The following is an 18,462-nucleotide window of genomic DNA, read 5'->3' on the forward strand; positions in this document are numbered from 1 at the left end:
TGTTTGTTAGATTTTTTCATCAATAGGTAAATGAGGATACATCAATGGATCCAGTATTAGCGACATTAAACGGTCAGACGGTTTTAGCAGTAGCAATCCTAATCGGTGCTGGTGCATTGGCAACTGGCATTGGCTTTGCTCTTTTGGGCGGTAAATTCCTAGAGAGCGTGGCTCGTCAGCCAGAGCTTGGTTCACAACTGCAAACTCGTATGTTCATCGTGGCAGGTCTTCTTGATGCTGTGCCGATGATTGGTGTGGGTATTGCCATGTTATTATTATTCGCTAATCCTCTAGCAGGTTAATGGCTTTCATCAGTCGTAAGCATTGACCGTTGATACGTTGTGCGATATTAAAAATTTGGCTTTCGCTTACTCTTGGCGGTCAACCAACTGATAACATTAACGATGAGGTGATCACGTGAATATTAATTTAACCCTAATCGGTCAATCCATTGCGTTTGCAATATTCGTGATTTTCTGCATGAAATTCGTGTGGCCCCCTTTTATGGCCGTCATCAACGAGCGTCAGAAAAAAATCACCGATGGTCTTAATGCAGCCGAAAAAGCCAAAGCTGAATTGGCTTCTGCCGAACAAAATGTTGAGCAAGAATTAGGTCAAGCCAAAGCCAAAGCAGCGGCTTTAATTGAGCAAGCCAATAAAAGTGCCAATCAAATGATTGAAGATGCTAAATTGCAAGCTCAACAAGAAAGCGATCGTATCCGCCAACAAGCACAAAGTGCCATTGATCAAGAGATTAATCAAGCCCGTGATGCTCTAAGAAAACAAGTGGCAGATTTGGCAGTCATGGGTGCTGAAAAAATTCTGCAAGCAGAAATTGACAAACAAAAGCATGCCACCATGCTTGACCAACTGGCAGCCAAGTTATAAGTTACTGATAAGATAAGTCACTGACAAATAGTAAAATGCAACCATGCAGACGATGAGGAAATCATGGCAGAATTATCAACGTTAGCAAGACCTTATGCCAAAGCGGCATTCGATTATGCCAATGAGCATGGGGTCGTTGAGCAATGGGAGCAGTTCTTAGTGTTGGCAGGGCACATAGTAACAGATCCACAGTTTGCGACCATGTTAGACAATCCTGCCATTTCGAGTCAGCAAAAAGCAGATGTGCTTCTTGATTTATATGACCAACAAATTAAAAGCACAGATGAAAGCTGGTTGCAAAGTTTGCTTGGTAAGTTGTTACAAAATGCCCCCTCTGTTTCAAACAACATCAAAAACTTTGTGTATCAATTATCCGAGCAACGCCGTTTGGGTTTGATGCCAGTGATTTTAACTCATTTTCGTACCCAAAAAGCAAAAGCACTCAAACATATTGATGCTTATATCACCACTGCGTATCCATTGACAGACATTCAAAGAGCCTTGGTGCAAGCACGACTTGCAACATCGATGAATGCAACCATCATCATGCACGAGGCAGTTGACCCAAGCCTGATTGCAGGGGCAACCATTAAAGTGGGTGATAAGTTGGTCGATGATTCGGTTCGTGGTAAATTAAAACAGTTAAGAACACAATTAACCGCATAGCTTAGCTTAGTCGATATGTGTATTGACATGGCTTGAGTCGATAGGGCTTGGCAACGGTTATCACCATTTGGTTATCATCATTTAAGGAAACAAGGCAATGCAACAGTTGAATCCAGCGGAAATCAGCAATCTGATTAAGCAGAGAATTCAAGACCTTGACGCAGGCACAACTGCAAAAAATGAAGGCACAATTGTCAGCGTATCTGATGGTATCGTGCAAATTCATGGTCTTGAAGATGCCATGTATGGCGAGATGATTGAGTTTGAAGGCGATATTTATGGCATGGCTCTCAACCTTGAGCAAGACTCTGTCGGTGCGGTGGTGTTGGGTGATTATCTACGCCTACAAGAAGGTCAAAAAGCCTACTGTACAGGTCGTATTCTTGAAGTGCCCGTTGGACCAGAGTTGCTTGGTCGTGTGGTTGATGCGTTGGGTAACCCAATCGATGGTAAAGGTCCTATCAATGCCAAACTCACTGATAAAGTAGAAAAAATTGCCCCTGGTGTTATTGCTCGTCAATCAGTTGACCAACCTGTGATGACTGGTTATAAAGCGGTTGATACCATGATACCCATTGGACGTGGTCAGCGTGAGCTTATCATCGGTGACCGTCAAACGGGTAAAACCGCACTTGCCATTGATGCCATCATCGCTCAAAAGAACTCTAACATCAAATGTGTGTATGTGGCAATTGGGCAAAAACGCTCAACCATTGCTAATGTTGTGCGTAAATTAGAAGAGACTGGGGCATTGGCTTATACCACCGTGGTGGTTGCATCTGCTTCTGAGCCAGCTGCATTGCAATATCTAGCACCATATTCTGGTTGTACCATGGGTGAGTATTTTCGTGATCGTGGTGAAGATGCCTTGATTGTTTATGATGATTTATCAAAACAAGCCGTGGCATATCGCCAAATCTCCTTGTTGCTTCGCCGTCCACCAGGGCGTGAAGCCTATCCGGGTGATGTGTTCTACTTGCATTCACGCTTACTTGAGCGGGCCGCTCGTGTTAATGCTGATTATGTTGAAGAGTTTACTCATGGTGAAGTCAAAGGTCAGACAGGTTCATTAACTGCCTTACCCATCATTGAGACACAGGCAGGTGATGTGTCTGCTTTCGTGCCAACCAACGTGATTTCGATTACTGATGGTCAGATTTTCTTAGAATCCAACCTATTTAACTCAGGTATTCGCCCAGCAGTAAACGCAGGTATTTCGGTATCTCGTGTGGGTGGTGCGGCACAAACCAAAATCATTAAGAAATTATCAGGTGGTATCCGTACTGCCTTGGCACAGTATCGTGAATTGGCAGCGTTTGCTCAGTTTGCATCTGACCTTGATGATGCCACTCGCCAACAGTTGGATCATGGTGAGCGTGTTACCGAACTGATGAAGCAAAAGCAATATAACCCAATGTCGATTGCAGATCAATCAGCGGTCATATTCGCTTCTAATGAGGGTTATTTGGCGGATGTGCCAGTAGATAAAATTGGTGCCTTTGAAACTGCTTATTTGCGATACATGAATGACGAACATGCACAATTCATGCAAGAAATCAATGACACTGCCAATTATAATGATGAAATAGCCAATAAGTTTAAAGCAAGTTTAGATGCCTTTAAGCAAAACCACAGTTACTAAGTTACTAAGTTAAGTTACTCATCTTGTACTGTCAATAAGCTAAAAAAAATGCAATAAGCTGGAAAAATAAGTTTAAGGCATTGGACCATCTCAATGCCTTAATTATCAGAATGGTCGTTATCAGCGTGATGGCCAACAGTATAGAGATAAGATAGAACAAGCAATGAAATAATTTTAAATCATCATCTTTTTTTTATTGTCTTACATTCCACAGTTAAGTTAAGACTAAATTGCGAGTACGCAGTAACTTAACTGGTAAGACGTTTCCAAACACACACTTAAGCTAATTCGTGTCTATGACAATCCTAACGGTAGGATTAGCTTAAAATAAGAACCTAAGATGTACGGTGTGTCGTACGGGCGGTTGCCACTATCTTAGGCTTGCGGTCGGGCTTGACCGTCTGGGAGCAGGAATCCCCTCACTTTAGGGAGGGGAGGAAGTCAATTGCATGGCACTGAGATAAAACATGCCACAACGTTTAATATAAGATGACATAAGATGATTTTGTTTTGCTACTTAAGTTTTGCTACTTAATAAAGTTATCAGTGATGAATCGAAACGGTTAACTTTTTTACATCACCCATTTATTTTGAGATATCTATGGCAAGTTTAAAAGAGATACGTGCAAAAGTAACGAGCATTAAAAGCACACAAAAAATCACTCGTGCCATGCAAATGGTCGCCGCCAGTAAAATGAAACGAGCTCAAGACCGCATGGAGACAGGTCGTCCCTATGCTGAGAGTATGCGTCGGGTCATTTCTCACTTGGTAAAAGCATCAAGCGACCATAAGCATCCGTTCATGTCTGATAGAGCGGTTAATACGGTGGGTTATATTGTGGTTACTTCTGACCGTGGTTTGGCAGGCGGATTAAACATCAATCTGTTCAAAGCCTTGATGCAAGATGTCAAAAAACAACAAGAGCAATCGGTTGCGGTAGAGTTTGCGGTCATTGGTTCAAAAGGTGTGTCATTTTTTAAAAATTTTGGCGGCAAAGTCACATCAGCGATTACAGATTATGGTGATAGTCCAACGTTTGAGCAGTTAAATGCCCCAGTACAAGCGATGCTTGATGATTTTAATCAGGGTAAGCTTGACCGTATATATGTGGTGTATAATCAGTTTATCAATGCCATGACCCAAAAGCCGATTGTCAGCCAGCTGGTGCCTTTATCAGAAGACACTTTTGCCAGCGATGGTATTCAGACCGAGCATAGTTGGGATTATATCTATGAGCCTGATGTGCAGACATTGCTAGATGGCTTACTAAGCCGTTATATTGAATCTATTGTCTATCAGGCGGTATTAGAAAACATCGCTTCTGAACAATCAGCACGCATGGTGGCAATGAAAGCAGCGACAGATAACGCTGGTAACTTAATAGACGACTTACAATTGGTATATAACAAGCTGCGTCAAGCTGCGATTACCCGAGAAATTTCGGAAATCGTCGGTGGTGCTGCTGCTGTTTCATAATTGATTGATAAAATTTTCAAGGAGAACGCAATGAGTAGCGGTCAAATAGTACAGATTATTGGTGCAGTGATTGATGTCGAGTTCGATAGAAAAAACGTACCACAAGTTTATGATGCTTTAAAAGTTGATGGCACTGAGACCACATTAGAAGTTCAACAACAGCTTGGTGATGGTATTGTGCGTACCATCGCCATGGGCTCAACCGAAGGGTTGAAGCGAGGACTATCTGTGAGTAATACTGGTGCTCCGATTTCTGTGCCTGTTGGAACAGCGACTTTGGGTCGTATCATGGATGTGCTTGGTCGCCCCATTGATGAGCAAGGTGCGGTCAATGCAGATGAGACGTGGTCTATCCACCGTCAAGCACCCAGTTATGATGAGCAGTCAAATAGTACAGAGCTGTTAGAAACGGGCATTAAAGTGATTGACTTGCTATGTCCTTTTGCTAAGGGTGGTAAAGTGGGTTTGTTTGGTGGTGCAGGTGTTGGTAAGACCGTTAATATGATGGAGCTGATTAACAACATCGCTTTAAAGCATTCTGGTTTGTCTGTGTTTGCTGGTGTGGGTGAGCGTACTCGTGAAGGTAATGACTTTTATCATGAGATGCAAGAAGCAGGTGTGGTGAATACAGAAGATTTTAGTAAATCAAAAGTTGCGATGGTCTACGGTCAGATGAATGAGCCACCAGGTAACCGTTTGCGTGTGGCGTTGACAGGTTTGACCATGGCGGAATATTTCCGTGACCAAAAAGACCCTAAAACTGGTAAAGGTCGTGATGTTCTGTTATTCGTTGACAACATTTATCGCTATACCCTAGCTGGTACAGAAGTTTCAGCATTGCTTGGGCGCATGCCTTCAGCGGTGGGTTATCAGCCAACATTGGCAGAAGAAATGGGCATATTACAAGAGCGTATTACTTCAACGCAATCTGGCTCTATCACTTCAGTACAAGCCGTTTATGTACCTGCTGATGACTTGACTGATCCGTCACCAGCAACCACATTTGCTCACTTAGATGCAACCGTGGTATTAAGCCGTGACATTGCGTCACAAGGTATTTATCCTGCGGTTGACCCACTTGACTCAACGTCTCGTCAGCTTGACCCACAAGTCATCGGTGAAGAGCATTATAACGTGGCCCGTGGTGTACAAGAAGTGTTGCAACGCTATAAAGAGCTTAAGGACATCATCGCTATTTTGGGTATGGACGAGCTATCAGAAGAAGATAAACTGGTGGTTTATCGTGCCCGTAAAATCCAACGCTTTTTGTCACAGCCTTTCCATGTGGCAGAAGTATTCACCGGTGCTCCAGGTAAATATGTGGCATTGCGTGATACCATTGCTGGATTTAAAGCAATCATCAATGGTGAGTATGATGACCTACCAGAGCAAGCATTCTATATGGTTGGTGGTATTGATGAAGTGGTGGCGAAAGCTGAGCAACTACAAGCCAAAGCATCATAAGCAACAGCATATCAGCCAAAGCATCATTTAGTGAAATAAGTTAGGAGTAAATCATGGCAACCTTTCAATGTCGTGTCGTAAGTGCTCGTGAGTCTTTATTTGAAGGAGACATCAGCATGTTGATTGCCACTGGCACGGAAGGTGAGCTTGGCATCATGGCTGGGCATACGCCATTGATTACTTTGTTAAAGCCAGGCCCCATGCAGGTTAAAACCGCCACAGGTGAAGATGAAATTATTTATGTCTCTGGTGGCGTGTTAGAAGTGCAACCTAAAGTGGTGACCGTATTGGCAGACACAGCACTTAGAGCAACCAATTTAGATGAAGCTAAGATTGCAGAAGCTCGCCGTGAAGCTGAGCAACAACTGGCAAACCAAAATGACAGCATTCAAACCAATGCTGCCTTGGCATCACTTGCTGAATCAGTGGCACAACTACAGACCATTCGTAAGTACAAAAACCGTGCCTAACCGTACTTAAAAATAAGATTAGCAATTGGTTTAAAGTTTTATGGTATTTTGTGTCGCTGATTATGATGGCTGATGTGATAAACGACACACCATGATATAAAATACACCACGATATAAAACAAGATAGGTTCTTAGATTAGTAAAGGAATTAACATGTCACAAGTAGAAGAAGACAATGCCCCAAGGATTTTGATTGTTGAAGATGACGAACGTCTGGCAATGTTGACGTTAGATTATCTACGTAAAAATGGCTTAGAAGTTGCCATTGAGATGGATGGCAATAAAGCAATCAGACGCATCATCAATGAGCAACCAGATTTGGTGGTGTTGGATGTGATGTTACCAGGTAGTGATGGTCTGACTGTCTGCCGTGAAGTACGACCACACTATTCTAATCCCATTTTAATGCTGACTGCTCGTACTGATGACATGGATCAGGTGTTAGGCTTGGAGATGGGTGCAGATGACTATGTTGCCAAACCTGCTCAGCCACGAGTGCTATTAGCTCGCATTCGTGCGTTGTTACGCCGTACAGAAAATACGCCGTCAGAAGAAGCGCCACAACGCCTTGAATTTGGTGAATTGGTGATTGATAATGGCGGTCGCTCGGTCAGCTTAAACGATGAATTGGTGGATTTTACCAGTGCTGAATATGACTTGTTGTGGTTATTGGCATCAAACGCTGGTCGCATCTTGTCTCGTGAGGACATCTTTGAGCGGTTGCGAGGCATTGAGTACGATGGACAAGACCGTTCTATTGATGTGCGTATCTCTCGTATCCGCCCCAAAATTGGCGATGACCCAGAAAATCCTAAACGCATCAAAACTGTGCGTTCAAAAGGATATTTGTTTGTTAAAGAAAGCAGTTGATTTGTGGTATGTTGACTTGTTTTTAACACATTAATTGTTTAAAAGCTAATTAATAGCTTTTAAACATTAAGCAATGATTTGAAGCATTAACCAACAATATTAATCAATATAATTAATGACTTAAAAATAGATTATTAAAAAATGTCAGTTTCATACTGGCATTTTTTTTGTCTGGCATTTTTTTGTGTTGTCATGTTACAAAAATTTTGAGATTTGGTATCATAATTTGCTGAAGACATTGTCATGTTACCACGACATACCAGCATAAAAATTCCTGATACAGTTAATTCCTGATACAGTTTTAGATAAAGTCAATTAGATAGAGTAAAAACGCATGCAAATCTATTCCACGTTAAAGCACAGCATATTTTTGCGGATTTATGCTGGGTTATTATTGGTGTGTTTGGTGGTGGTGGTATTTGCTCAAATACTGATGACCACGATTAATAAAGAGCGTGTTGGTAGCTATAGCGAACGTATGGCAACTGGGGCTTTTTATGTGGTGGCAGAGGGAATCGCTCACCATCCTGACCCAATAGAACGCCAGCATTGGTTGTCTGATGCCAGTAATTTATTTGGTGAAACTTTTCGTGTGATTGAGATGGATAAGATAGATTTTGCATCTACTGAACTTAAAAAGCTTAATAAGCAAAAAAGTGTGGTACGCACATCAGGCGGTAGGCAAGAGACGTATGTTTATTATCGTATCCCCGGAGAAAATAATATTGTTACGGTTAAAATCAAACAAGTATCTGAGCAACAAGTGCGTGCATTGGCGATTTTTTTGCTGGATGATTTGTCCAATTTTCGCACTTTGGAAGAAAAAACAGAACGTCTTGCCACCATTTCAAACCAGTTTGGCTTTCCAATACAATTCGCCAATATCAATGATGTTGATGTCGATGCTGACCAGCGAGTGAGATTACGCCGTAGTGAAGTGGTGGTGCGTTTTCGTGACAGTGCCAGTGTCGAAAACTCTGCTTTTATCATCTTAGTGCCTACAGAAATCAGCGATACGGTCATTCATGTGGGTCCTATACAGCTGTTTAATTGGTACCCTTTAAATTTAATCATCAGTGTGATTTTAATCAGCATGTTTTTGATCAGTCTTGGTGTGTATGCGTTGATTTTCCCATTAGAACGTAAGTTGCAGTTGGTGCAAGTTGGTCTAAATAACGTGACTAAGGGAAAATTGAACACTCGTGTTGAAGTGGTGGGGCAAGATGAAATTTCTCGATTGTCTGCAACTTTTAACTCGATGGTTGAGCATATCAAAAGGTTGATTGAGTCACAAAGAGAGCTTACTCGAGCAGTGTCGCATGAGTTGCGTACGCCTGTTGCACGCATTCGTTTTGCGGTGGACATGCTGGCAGATACCGATGATGCTGAATCCAGAGAAATGCAACGTGATTATATTGACAAAGACATCGAAGCATTAAATGGTCTGATTGATGAAATATTGACCTATGCCAAGCTAGAAGAAGGGTCGCCAAAGCTGGATTGGGAGATGGTGAATTTGTCAGAGCTAATCACTCAGATTGTCAAAGAAACCAATGCACTGGGTAAACCGATTGAAGTTATCTCTGAGATTAGTCATGCCAAAGCACGAGCCATGGCAGACCGTCGATATTTACATCGAGTGGTGCAGAATTTGGCGGGCAATGCTTTACGTTACGCCAATGGTAAGATTAAAGTGTCAGCAGGAGTCGCAAAAGGCAGGGCTTATGTAACCGTTGAAGATGATGGACAAGGCATTCCTGAAGCTGATCGTGATAAGGTATTTATCCCATTTTCCCGTCTTGACGACAGCCGTACAAGAGCATCGGGTGGTTATGGATTAGGGTTATCCATTGTCTCTCGCATTGCTTTTTGGTTTAATGGAGAAATCTCGGTTAATGAAAGCCCTGAGCTTGGTGGTGCGAAATTTACCATGACATGGCCAGTAAAGCAGTTAAACCAAACCATTGCAGCTGATGAACTCACACAAGAAGTCAGTGCCAAAAAAATCATCACAGACACAAAGTGATGGTTGATAAATAACGGTTAAACAATATAACGGTTAAAAGATATATAATAGTGGTTAAAAAATATATAAAATCTGATTTTATCTATAAAAAGGGTGATTAATCCGACATAAGGTTTGTCTTTAACAGCATTTATCGATATCATAGGTAATGATGGATAGGCGTTTGGCACATCATTTTCACCGATTTTCATTCATTTTTCATTCATATTGATGTTCATTAATAAAGGAGTGTGGCGATGCCATACATTTTTGGTCTGTTGGTGATAGCCAATGTGGCTCTGTTGGGGTATTTTGGTTTTGTATATGAGCCAAGTCATGCTGCTGATGTGTCTGAACATCAAGCTCAATTAAGCAAGCCCATCAGTTTTGAAAACACATCCATTCAAGCACCCCCTGTCATAGGTACAAAAAAATGACCCCTAAAATCCCGTAAGGTATGTTTTGCCTTAAGCCAATACCACCTTAATCATTATTTTTTGAACCAAAGTCATCTTAATCACTCAACCCCTTGCGACAACAACGGAATTAACACGCACACCATCAAGCCCCCATCAGGGTGATTTTGTGCGTGTACATGTCCTTGGTGTAACTTAGCAATGCGATTGACAATCGCCAATCCCAACCCACTGCCTTGCGTGGTGCGAGCAGTCTCCCCCCGTTCAAATGGTTGCATAATCCTTGCTAATTGGTCATCAGCAACACCTTGACCATGGTCATGAACACAAATCACCAGCGTATCATGCTCAGCAGTTTGATTAATCACCATTGCATCTGTCAAGTCTGTGGTCAATATAGAGGCTTGGTTAGGGGTTATTGTCATGGCAAATAACGCATCTGCCAAGTTGGCATCATGATGAATAATGTGGGTATCAATCTCAATGGGTGGTGTGCCATAGCGAGTGGCATTATTCACCAAATTAACAATCAATCGCTTGATGGACAACGGACGCAATGCCACCAATGGCAACGGCTTACTGGTATGGCGAATGTCTAAAGGAGCGAACTGCACAATAATTTCATTGATAATCACCGACAAATCGGTCAGACGCATTGGCTCATCTGAGCCATCTTTCATAAAGCTAATAAACTGCTCTAAAATAGCGTCCATATCTTCAATGTCATACACCAACCCTTCTTTTAAAAACTCATCAGGCAACATCTCAGCTGTCAGACGCATGCGGGTTAATGGCGTACGCAAATCATGTGAAATACCCGCCAACATGATGTTTCGCTCTTTTTGTGTTTGGCTTAACGTGGTAAATAAACGGTTAAACGCCATATTGACTTGGCGAATCTCGCTTGAGCCTTTAGCGGTGGGTAGGGTGGTCGCTTGTCCAAGCTGAATATAGTTGTTGGCCACTTTTTGCAATCTACGTAATGGACGATTGAGTTGTCGCACCAACAACAAAATGGTAACCAAAGCAAATATGGGAATGCCCAACAAAAACATCAACATCAACGTGGGGCTATATTGTGAATAATGAATGACCGATTCACGCATCCAATATTCTGGATAACGATGGTCTTGTATCCACAGCATGGCAGTGGGCTTAAATTTAAAATACACCTGTACAGGGCGACCAAGTTGGGCAGTGATTTCTTGCTCCATCAATTCTGTCAGATGGCTGACCACAAGCTTTTCTGTTACATCAGGAAAATCAGTGTCTTGATCAACATAAATTAAATGTATGGATGATAACAGCTGTTTTTTTTGTGATTCATTTAATTGCCATTCATCAGTATGAAGAATTTTTTCAACCAACATCAATTCAGTTGCCAAATAACGAGCGTGGCTTTTGATTTCTGGCAAATAAAAGCTACGCCAAAAAAACCACAGCGTCAGACACACACTCACCGTAACCATTGTCATCACCATCCATGTGGTTTGCCAAGTGTTGGAATGAAGCAAATGACGTAATTTAATGAGCATCGTTGGTAATGAGGTGTTTTTTTTCATAAGCCAGCAAAAACCCTAAAAAGATAACAACAAAAAATAATCTTACCAATCAATCATATTGTCAGTAAATCGCACCATGCACCATAAATAAACACATGGGAAATAAACACATGGATAGTCAGCAACGTATTGATGGTCAGCCAAACAAAAACATCGTCAGCAAAAATACAGTGAAATACTGGTTTTCTTTTAACAACAATTATGCTAAGATTATGCCCTTTTTGGTCTACTTGCGAAAGAGAGAGTTTACATGGTTGTTATTCGTTTAGCACGGGGCGGTGCCAAAAAACGCCCATTTTATCAAGTGGTTGTTGCTGATCAACGTCGTGCCCGTGACGGTCGTTACATTGAAAACATTGGCTTTTTTAACCCATTGGCAAAAGAGTCAGAAGAAGGCGTTCGCCTAAATATGGAAGCGTATAACGCTTGGATTGAAAAAGGGGCTCAGCCATCTGACCGTGTTAAGTCTTTGGCAAAAGAATTTAAAAAGCTACAAGCAACAACTGCCTAAGCCTTGATGCTCAGTTAACAAAAGCAAGTTAGCAAAACATACCAGCAAAGATTGACATGGCTCATTTTTTTGACAATACAGACGTTATGGACACAGACGTTACCGACGTTGTGTCTGTGCTGGCAAGCAATGCCAAGACAACCAAAGTCTTAGATGGCAGTTCTGTGCCACCAGTAGAAAAGCTGATAAAAATTGGGCAATTAAAAAAGCCGTATGGCATCAAAGGTTGGTTATGGGTACATAGTCTGACTGATGAACGTGGTGATATCTTTGCCATGTCCCCTTGGTGGATAAAGACAGCCACAGGGTTTAAACCCCTGACGGTTGTTAACTGGCGACAGCAAGGCTCTGGTATTGTCGCTCAGTTTGATGAAGTGCCAGACCGCAACGTCGCTGAGACCATGCACGGTGTGAGCATTTGGGTATCCTCTGATGCCTTGCCTAAGCCTAAAGCAGATGAATACTATTGGTCAGAGTTGGTGGGGTTAAGTGTGATAAATACACAAGGGGAAAACCTTGGTCGCATTGACCAGCTTATGGAGACAGGCGCTCATGATGTCATGGTTGTGGCTGCCACAGCCAATAGCATTGATGGTGAACAGCGATTAATCCCTTGGCATCAGCAAACCGTTCTTAAAGTCAATCAAGATGAAGCCGTGGTAACGGTGGATTGGCAAGCTGATTATTGATGTTGCCAAAAGTCGCTCAAATTGATGCCATGCTTGCTAAAATTAATGCCGTTGAGTCAGTTAGGTAAGATTGCATGTTTTTTGCCGTGATTAGCATCATGCCAGAGATGTTCACTGCCTTGAGTAATTTTGGCATTACCGCCCGTGCCATACATAATAAGCAAGCGGTGGTAGAGTACATTAATCCCAGAGACTTTACCCAAGACAATTACCGACGCATTGATGAACGACCTTATGGCGGCGGTGCTGGCATGGTATTAATGGCAGAGCCATTGGCAAAAGCCATCATGTATGCTAAGTCATTAGCAAGTGAGTATGGTTGTCAAGTTGATGCTCATCATTGTCCTGTAGTGTATATGTCGCCACAAGGACAGACACTTGATGAAAGTGTGGTTCGGTCGTTTGCTCCATTAGATGGCATGATTGTGTTGTGTGGTCGTTATGATGGCGTAGATGAGCGGTTACTTGAGCGGTACGTTGACAAACAAATATCCATCGGTGATTATGTGCTAAGTGGTGGTGAGTTGCCAGCAATGGTATTGATGGACAGTCTCATTCGCCGTTTGCCCAATGTGATGGGTGATGAGCTGTCTGCACAGCAGGATTCATTTGTCGATGGGCTACTTGACTACCCTCAATATACCAAGCCACTGGATTTTGAAGGACTCACAGTACCAGCAGTGCTGTTATCTGGGCATCATGCCAATATTGCTAAATGGCGATTTGTACAGCAGGTCAAGCGAACACAGCAGTTACGAGCAGATTTGTGGGAACAGTTTGTTCCTAATGCTCAGCAGAAAAACTGGCTTGTGGACAATTAATTGATAAGACAATTAATTGATAAGTTGATAAGTGAATTTATCGGTTGTTATTGTGTTTGGTTGTTATTTTGCTTTTAAGTGCCAAATTTAAGTGAATATCAATTTAAGCAAATATTTTTAGTTTTTATTTTAGCCTTGTGGTGGTTTACTTTACCATGGGTTATTATTTTTTGTCATTTTTTGCTTTAGTAGAAGATGATTGCCATAAAAAACAGGTGATAAGCGATGAGCCTCTATCACCTTATCATAAGGAATCAGTGCCATGAGCAACAAACATCCCTTAGTTCAATCAGTTGAAAACTCTCAGTTACGTGAGCATCCAAGCTTTGCCCCTGGTGATACGGTATCGGTTAATATTTGGGTGCGTGAAGGTGAACGCCAACGTCTACAGGCGTATGAAGGTGTGGTCATTGCCAAGCGTAATCGTGGTCTTAACTCTGCCTTTACCGTGCGTAAAATCTCCAGTGGTGTGGGTGTGGAGCGTGCGTTTCAATTACATTCCCCTTTGATTGACAGCATTACTGTTAAGCGTCGTGGTGATGTGCGTCGTGCCAAACTATACTATTTGCGTGAGCGTTCTGGTAAGTCTGCTCGTATCCGTGAAAAATTGGGTCGCCGTGAAGACGCATAAAGGGTGCATAGACTAAGACAAATGTTGGTGGAACAAGAAGCGATTTGGCTCACAATGCAACCCATGGGTTTTCATGTTATTTTTGGGTAGCCAATGCTCAAATCAATACTTAAAACCCCCAATCAAATTGATTTGGTTGGGGGTTTTACTTTTTTATCGTGTGCAAAAATGCCAATGATGCTAATTTTGTGATTTGCGTTTCATTTGGTCAAAAAATTCATCATTGGTTTTGGCTTCTTTTAGTCGATCAAGTAAAAACTCGGTGGCTTGACTCTCATCCATGGGTTGGAGTACTTTGCGTAAAATCCATACCTTGCGTAAGGTGTCTTCATCAATCAGACGCTCTTCTCGACGAGTGCCAGATTTTTTGATGTTCATGGCAGGAAAGATGCGTTTTTCTGCCAAGTCTCGCTCAAGGGTGATTTCATTATTGCCTGTGCCTTTGAATTCTTCATAGATGACTTTATCCATGGTGCTACCAGTGTCAATCAGTGCTGTGGAGATGATGGTCAAACTGCCCCCTTCTTCGATATTGCGTGCTGCTCCAAAAAATCGCTTGGGGCGTTCTAAGGCATTGGCATCGACTCCACCTGTGAGTACTTTGCCAGAAGAGGGTAATACGGTGTTGTAAGCACGTGCCAAACGGGTAATGGAATCTAATAAAATCACCACATCTTGCTTATGCTCAACCAATCTTTTTGCCTTTTCGATGACCATTTCTGCCACTTGCACATGTCGTTGTGGCGGTTCATCAAAGGTTGATGCCACCACTTCGCCACGCACGGTACGTTCCATTTCGGTTACTTCTTCGGGACGTTCATCGATGAGCAACACAATCAGATACACTTCAGGGTTGTTTTTGCTGATGGATTGAGCAAGAGTCTGTAGCAGAACGGTTTTACCTGCTTTTGGTGGTGCGACAATGATGGAGCGTTGACCTTTACCGATGGGGGCAATCAGGTCGATGATGCGTCCTGTCAAGTCTTCGGTTGTGCCATTACCAAGCTCTAGCTTGAGTTGTTCGGTGGGGAATAGGGGGGTTAGATTTTCAAAAATCAGCTTATGACGTGAGCGGTCAGGGGTGTCAAAGTTGATTTCTTTAACTTTGAGTAAGGCAAAATAGCGTTCAGAGTCCTTTGGTGGGCGTATTGTGCCTGCAATGCTGTCCCCTGTTTTTAGGTTAAAACGGCGGATTTGGCTGGGGCTGACATAAATGTCATCAGGTCCTGCCAAATAAGAGCCTTCAGATGAGCGTAAAAACCCAAACCCATCTGGCAGTATCTCCAGCACGCCATCACCAAAAATCGATTCACCGTTTTTGGCATGTGTTTTTAAAATGGCAAAAATAATGTCTTGTTTGCGACTGCGAGCCATGTTGTCTAGTCCCATGTCTTGGGCAATCGTCAAAAGTTCAGCGATGGATTTTCTTTTCAGTTCGGTTAAGTTCATAAAATAGATCGTAGCTAGGTTGTGATTTAAGTGGTTATTAAATTGATGATGGGGTTTGATGGCATTTTTAATGACATGATTGTGATTGTGATTGTGGCAACAATATTAATATGAGCGGTGATGACAAGGAGCATCATTAATAACAAGTGAACAAACATACATAAAGGTGAGAATGTCATCAATATAAAGGTGATTGGTTGGATTAAAAAATAACATAATCACCCATGCCTTGTGAGTAAGGGTTTGGGTAATAATTAAAAGAATCACCAATCAGAAGATAAACACAAGGAAGATGTGGTCAAACCACATGCTGTGGGGGTCAGCTAAAAAATGTTTATCAAAACGGCATAACTATTATTTATTGGTTGTATATTTATTGGTTGTAACTATTGGATATAACGGTATTGAGTATTTTGATTTTGGCGATTTTATCGTTAAGATGATGGCGTTGTCAATGCTTATCAATCATTTATGGGGCAATAAATGGACATTTTTTTGATAAAGTGGCAAAATTTGTATGTTGGACTATTTTAATTGGCTTGTTTTAAGTGGATAAGTTGTAAGTGGATAAAATAAATAAATGGCGTTTACGTCATCATATCCACTTTTGACATCATACCCATGATGTCATATCTAATTAATCATATTTAACCAATCGTTTCTAACCAATCATTCTTTAACCCATGGCATCTGAGACTTTATGAAAACTTTAAATATCTTAATCATCATGGACGATATTCGTCATATTCATTTTAAAAAAGATTCAACGCTTGCCATGATGTGGGCGGCGGTGGCTCGTGGGCATACATTGGCTTATGCACAAATTCATGATTTGTGGTTGGATAGGGGTGATGCCAAAGTGGACAGCCAGTTGCTATCTGTCAATGCAAAATCTGATAGCACGCCTGATGACTTTTATCAGTTAGGCGACAAAACCACGCATGGCATGACTGATTATGATGTGATATTGATGAGAAAAGATCCACCGTTTGACATGAGATTTATTTATGCCACTTATCTGTTAGATAAAGCCAAGATGGCAGGCGTGTTGGTGGTTAACAATCCCAGTTCTGTGCGTGATTGTAATGAAAAATTGTTCGCTACTTGGTTCAGTCAGCATATGACTCCCACCATTGTCAGTAGCCAACAACGCCATATTCGTGCGTTTATTCACGAACAGCAAGACGTGATTGTCAAACCCTTAGATGGTATGGGGGGTATGGGTATTTTTCGCTTGACAGCAGACAGTCCCAATATCGGCTCAACGCTTGAGATGCTAACTGAGTTTGAGACATTGCCCATCATGGCTCAAACTTATCTGCCTGCCATCAAAGATGGTGATAAACGCATTTTGATTGTGGGTGGTAAACCTGTTGATTATTGTCTGGCACGAATTCCCAGCCAAGGTGAAACTCGGGGCAATCTGGCGGCGGGTGGTCGTGGCGTTGCCATGCCACTGACAGCCCATGAGCGTGAATTGGCCGAGACAATTGCACCGATTTTGATGCAAAAAGGATTATATTTTGTGGGGCTTGATGTCATTGGTGGTCATATTACTGAAATTAATGTTACCAGCCCAACTTGCATTCGTGAGATTGATGACCAATGTGGCACAAGCATTGCGGTGGATTTTATTAAATTTATTGAAAACAACATTGACAGCCATTCAAAGACAGATATTTAGTATGGATTTGCTTGATAAAATTGCTTGACAAAATGTCGCAAAAAACCACTTGGGCTTGTGTCAAAAATCATCCAAAATAACCACTTTTATGCTTATGGATGTTTGGTTGGATAAGTTTATGTCAAAAAAAATAAATGTACTCATGATGGCAGCAGGAACAGGGGGGCATGTGTTTCCTGCCTTGGCGGTGGCAGATGAAATGGTGGCTCGTGGAGCTGTCATTCATTGGCTTGGCACGCCAAAGGGCATGGAAAACGAGCTTGTTGCCAAACACGGTCATACCATGCACCACATTGACATGCAAGGGCTTCGTGGTAAGGGGCTGGTGCGTGCCATTAAGTTGCCTTTTATGCTGTTTAAAGCGGTCATGGCAAGTAAAAATATCATCAAAAACAATAACATAGATGTGGTCATCGGTTTTGGCGGTTATGTAACCGTCCCTGGGGGATTGGCTGCCAAATTATCGGGCAAACCGCTCATCATTCATGAACAAAACGCCATCGCTGGCATGAGCAACAAAACCCTAGCTCCTCATTCAGCAAAAGTATTACAAGCCTTTGATGGGGCATTTGTTGGCATGGGCGATAAACCCATCACGGTGGGTAACCCTGTGCGTCATGAGATTATGAGTGTCAAACCACCAAGCGAGCGTTATAACGTGGCGGATACGTCGCCTTTAAAGGTGCTGGTGGTGGGCGGTTCGCTTGGGGCAAAAGCCATCAATGAAGCGGTGGTTGAATTGTTAAAGCTGTCCGATAAACCCCTAACTGTGCGACATCAATGTGGCAAGGACAACCACAACACCATGTTGGTCGCCTATTCACAAGCACAGATTGACACAAGCCGTCATGTCTTTGAGGTCATGCCATTTATTGATGACATGGCACAGGCATACAGTTGGGCAGATGTGGTTATTTGCCGTGCTGGGGCATTGACCGTAACCGAGATAGCCAGCGTGGGCGTTGCAGCGATTTTTGTGCCGCTACCACACGCTGTGGACGACCATCAAACCGCCAATGCCAAGAGCTTAACTGACAAAGGGGCAGGGATTTTGTTACCCCAACATGACTTATCTGGTGAAACATTGGCACAGATTTTAACTGGTCTTGACCGCCAAAAATGCTTAGATATGGCAAAAAAAGCACAAGAGAGTGCCAAACATCATGTCGCAAAGACAGTGGCAGAGCTGGTTTTGGCGTGTGTGAAAGGATAAGACA

Annotated in this window: 18 protein-coding genes; 16 read left to right on the forward strand and 2 right to left on the reverse strand. The window is 42.3% G+C overall.

Annotation, left to right across the window (positions count from 1 at the left end; all coding sequences use genetic code 11):
* Positions 1 to 44 precede the first annotated feature (44 nt).
* From atpE to WDM69_RS01345, 10 genes are all read left to right on the forward strand, one after another.
* The gene (atpE, locus tag WDM69_RS01300) at positions 45 to 302 is read left to right on the forward strand and encodes a F0F1 ATP synthase subunit C (RefSeq protein ID WP_338755523.1); all 258 of its coding nucleotides are present in this window, start codon (positions 45 to 47) and stop codon (positions 300 to 302) included.
* Between the two features lie 115 nt (positions 303 to 417).
* Positions 418 to 888: a F0F1 ATP synthase subunit B gene (locus WDM69_RS01305; RefSeq protein WP_338755524.1), complete on the forward strand. Its 471-nt coding sequence runs from the start codon at positions 418 to 420 to the stop codon at positions 886 to 888.
* 63 nt (positions 889 to 951) lie between these two features.
* Entirely contained in the window at positions 952 to 1,554 is a 603-nt protein-coding gene (locus WDM69_RS01310) for a F0F1 ATP synthase subunit delta (RefSeq protein ID WP_338755525.1), read from the forward strand.
* Positions 1,555 to 1,651: 97 nt separating this feature from the next.
* Positions 1,652 to 3,196, forward strand: coding sequence for a F0F1 ATP synthase subunit alpha (atpA, locus tag WDM69_RS01315; protein ID WP_078307329.1), 1,545 nt, complete (start codon positions 1,652 to 1,654; stop codon positions 3,194 to 3,196).
* 601 nt (positions 3,197 to 3,797) lie between these two features.
* Positions 3,798 to 4,673, forward strand: a complete 876-nt coding sequence (gene atpG / locus WDM69_RS01320) for a F0F1 ATP synthase subunit gamma (RefSeq protein WP_078307331.1) — start codon at positions 3,798 to 3,800, stop codon at positions 4,671 to 4,673.
* 30 nt (positions 4,674 to 4,703) lie between these two features.
* Positions 4,704 to 6,137 carry a F0F1 ATP synthase subunit beta gene (gene atpD / locus WDM69_RS01325; protein WP_078307333.1) on the forward strand — a complete coding sequence of 478 codons (1,434 nt, stop codon included), beginning with the start codon at positions 4,704 to 4,706 and terminating at the stop codon, positions 6,135 to 6,137.
* 53 nt (positions 6,138 to 6,190) lie between these two features.
* Positions 6,191 to 6,607, forward strand: coding sequence for a F0F1 ATP synthase subunit epsilon (locus WDM69_RS01330; protein ID WP_078307334.1), 417 nt, complete (start codon positions 6,191 to 6,193; stop codon positions 6,605 to 6,607).
* 153 nt (positions 6,608 to 6,760) lie between these two features.
* On the forward strand, positions 6,761 to 7,477 hold the full coding sequence (locus WDM69_RS01335; RefSeq protein ID WP_078307336.1) for a response regulator: 717 nt from the start codon (positions 6,761 to 6,763) through the stop codon (positions 7,475 to 7,477).
* Positions 7,478 to 7,811: 334 nt separating this feature from the next.
* A complete protein-coding gene (locus WDM69_RS01340) occupies positions 7,812 to 9,503 on the forward strand; it encodes an ATP-binding protein (RefSeq protein ID WP_078307338.1) in 1,692 nt (563 codons plus the stop codon).
* A gap of 236 nt (positions 9,504 to 9,739) precedes the next feature.
* On the forward strand, positions 9,740 to 9,919 hold the full coding sequence (locus WDM69_RS01345) for a hypothetical protein (RefSeq protein ID WP_078307340.1): 180 nt from the start codon (positions 9,740 to 9,742) through the stop codon (positions 9,917 to 9,919).
* A gap of 80 nt (positions 9,920 to 9,999) precedes the next feature.
* Here the strand turns inward: WDM69_RS01345 and WDM69_RS01350 are convergent, their stop codons facing one another.
* The gene (locus WDM69_RS01350; RefSeq protein ID WP_078307342.1) at positions 10,000 to 11,460 is read right to left on the reverse strand and encodes an ATP-binding protein; all 1,461 of its coding nucleotides are present in this window, start codon (positions 11,458 to 11,460) and stop codon (positions 10,000 to 10,002) included.
* Between the two features lie 250 nt (positions 11,461 to 11,710).
* Between WDM69_RS01350 and rpsP the strand changes: the two genes are divergently transcribed.
* The 4 genes from rpsP to rplS all read left to right on the forward strand — a co-directional run bounded on the left by rpsP (position 11,711) and on the right by rplS (position 14,112).
* The gene (gene rpsP, locus WDM69_RS01355) at positions 11,711 to 11,971 is read left to right on the forward strand and encodes a 30S ribosomal protein S16 (RefSeq protein WP_078307344.1); all 261 of its coding nucleotides are present in this window, start codon (positions 11,711 to 11,713) and stop codon (positions 11,969 to 11,971) included.
* A gap of 56 nt (positions 11,972 to 12,027) precedes the next feature.
* A complete protein-coding gene (gene rimM / locus WDM69_RS01360) occupies positions 12,028 to 12,660 on the forward strand; it encodes a ribosome maturation factor RimM (RefSeq protein ID WP_240494890.1) in 633 nt (210 codons plus the stop codon).
* Positions 12,661 to 12,734: 74 nt separating this feature from the next.
* The gene (gene trmD / locus WDM69_RS01365) at positions 12,735 to 13,481 is read left to right on the forward strand and encodes a tRNA (guanosine(37)-N1)-methyltransferase TrmD (RefSeq protein ID WP_078307346.1); all 747 of its coding nucleotides are present in this window, start codon (positions 12,735 to 12,737) and stop codon (positions 13,479 to 13,481) included.
* Between the two features lie 262 nt (positions 13,482 to 13,743).
* Positions 13,744 to 14,112 carry a 50S ribosomal protein L19 gene (gene rplS, locus WDM69_RS01370; protein ID WP_078307348.1) on the forward strand — a complete coding sequence of 123 codons (369 nt, stop codon included), beginning with the start codon at positions 13,744 to 13,746 and terminating at the stop codon, positions 14,110 to 14,112.
* A gap of 180 nt (positions 14,113 to 14,292) precedes the next feature.
* Here the strand turns inward: rplS and rho are convergent, their stop codons facing one another.
* The gene (gene rho / locus WDM69_RS01375) at positions 14,293 to 15,561 is read right to left on the reverse strand and encodes a transcription termination factor Rho (protein WP_078307350.1); all 1,269 of its coding nucleotides are present in this window, start codon (positions 15,559 to 15,561) and stop codon (positions 14,293 to 14,295) included.
* Between the two features lie 700 nt (positions 15,562 to 16,261).
* Here rho and gshB point away from each other — a divergent pair.
* Together gshB and murG are read left to right on the forward strand one after the other, a co-directional pair.
* Positions 16,262 to 17,245: a glutathione synthase gene (gene gshB / locus WDM69_RS01380; protein WP_078307354.1), complete on the forward strand. Its 984-nt coding sequence runs from the start codon at positions 16,262 to 16,264 to the stop codon at positions 17,243 to 17,245.
* A gap of 118 nt (positions 17,246 to 17,363) precedes the next feature.
* Positions 17,364 to 18,458, forward strand: a complete 1,095-nt coding sequence (murG, locus tag WDM69_RS01385; protein WP_078307356.1) for an undecaprenyldiphospho-muramoylpentapeptide beta-N-acetylglucosaminyltransferase — start codon at positions 17,364 to 17,366, stop codon at positions 18,456 to 18,458.
* Positions 18,459 to 18,462: the final 4 nt, after the last annotated feature.

Origin of the sequence: Lwoffella lincolnii, assembly GCF_037201985.1 — a bacterium.
Classification (GTDB): domain Bacteria; phylum Pseudomonadota; class Gammaproteobacteria; order Pseudomonadales; family Moraxellaceae; genus Psychrobacter; species Psychrobacter lincolnii.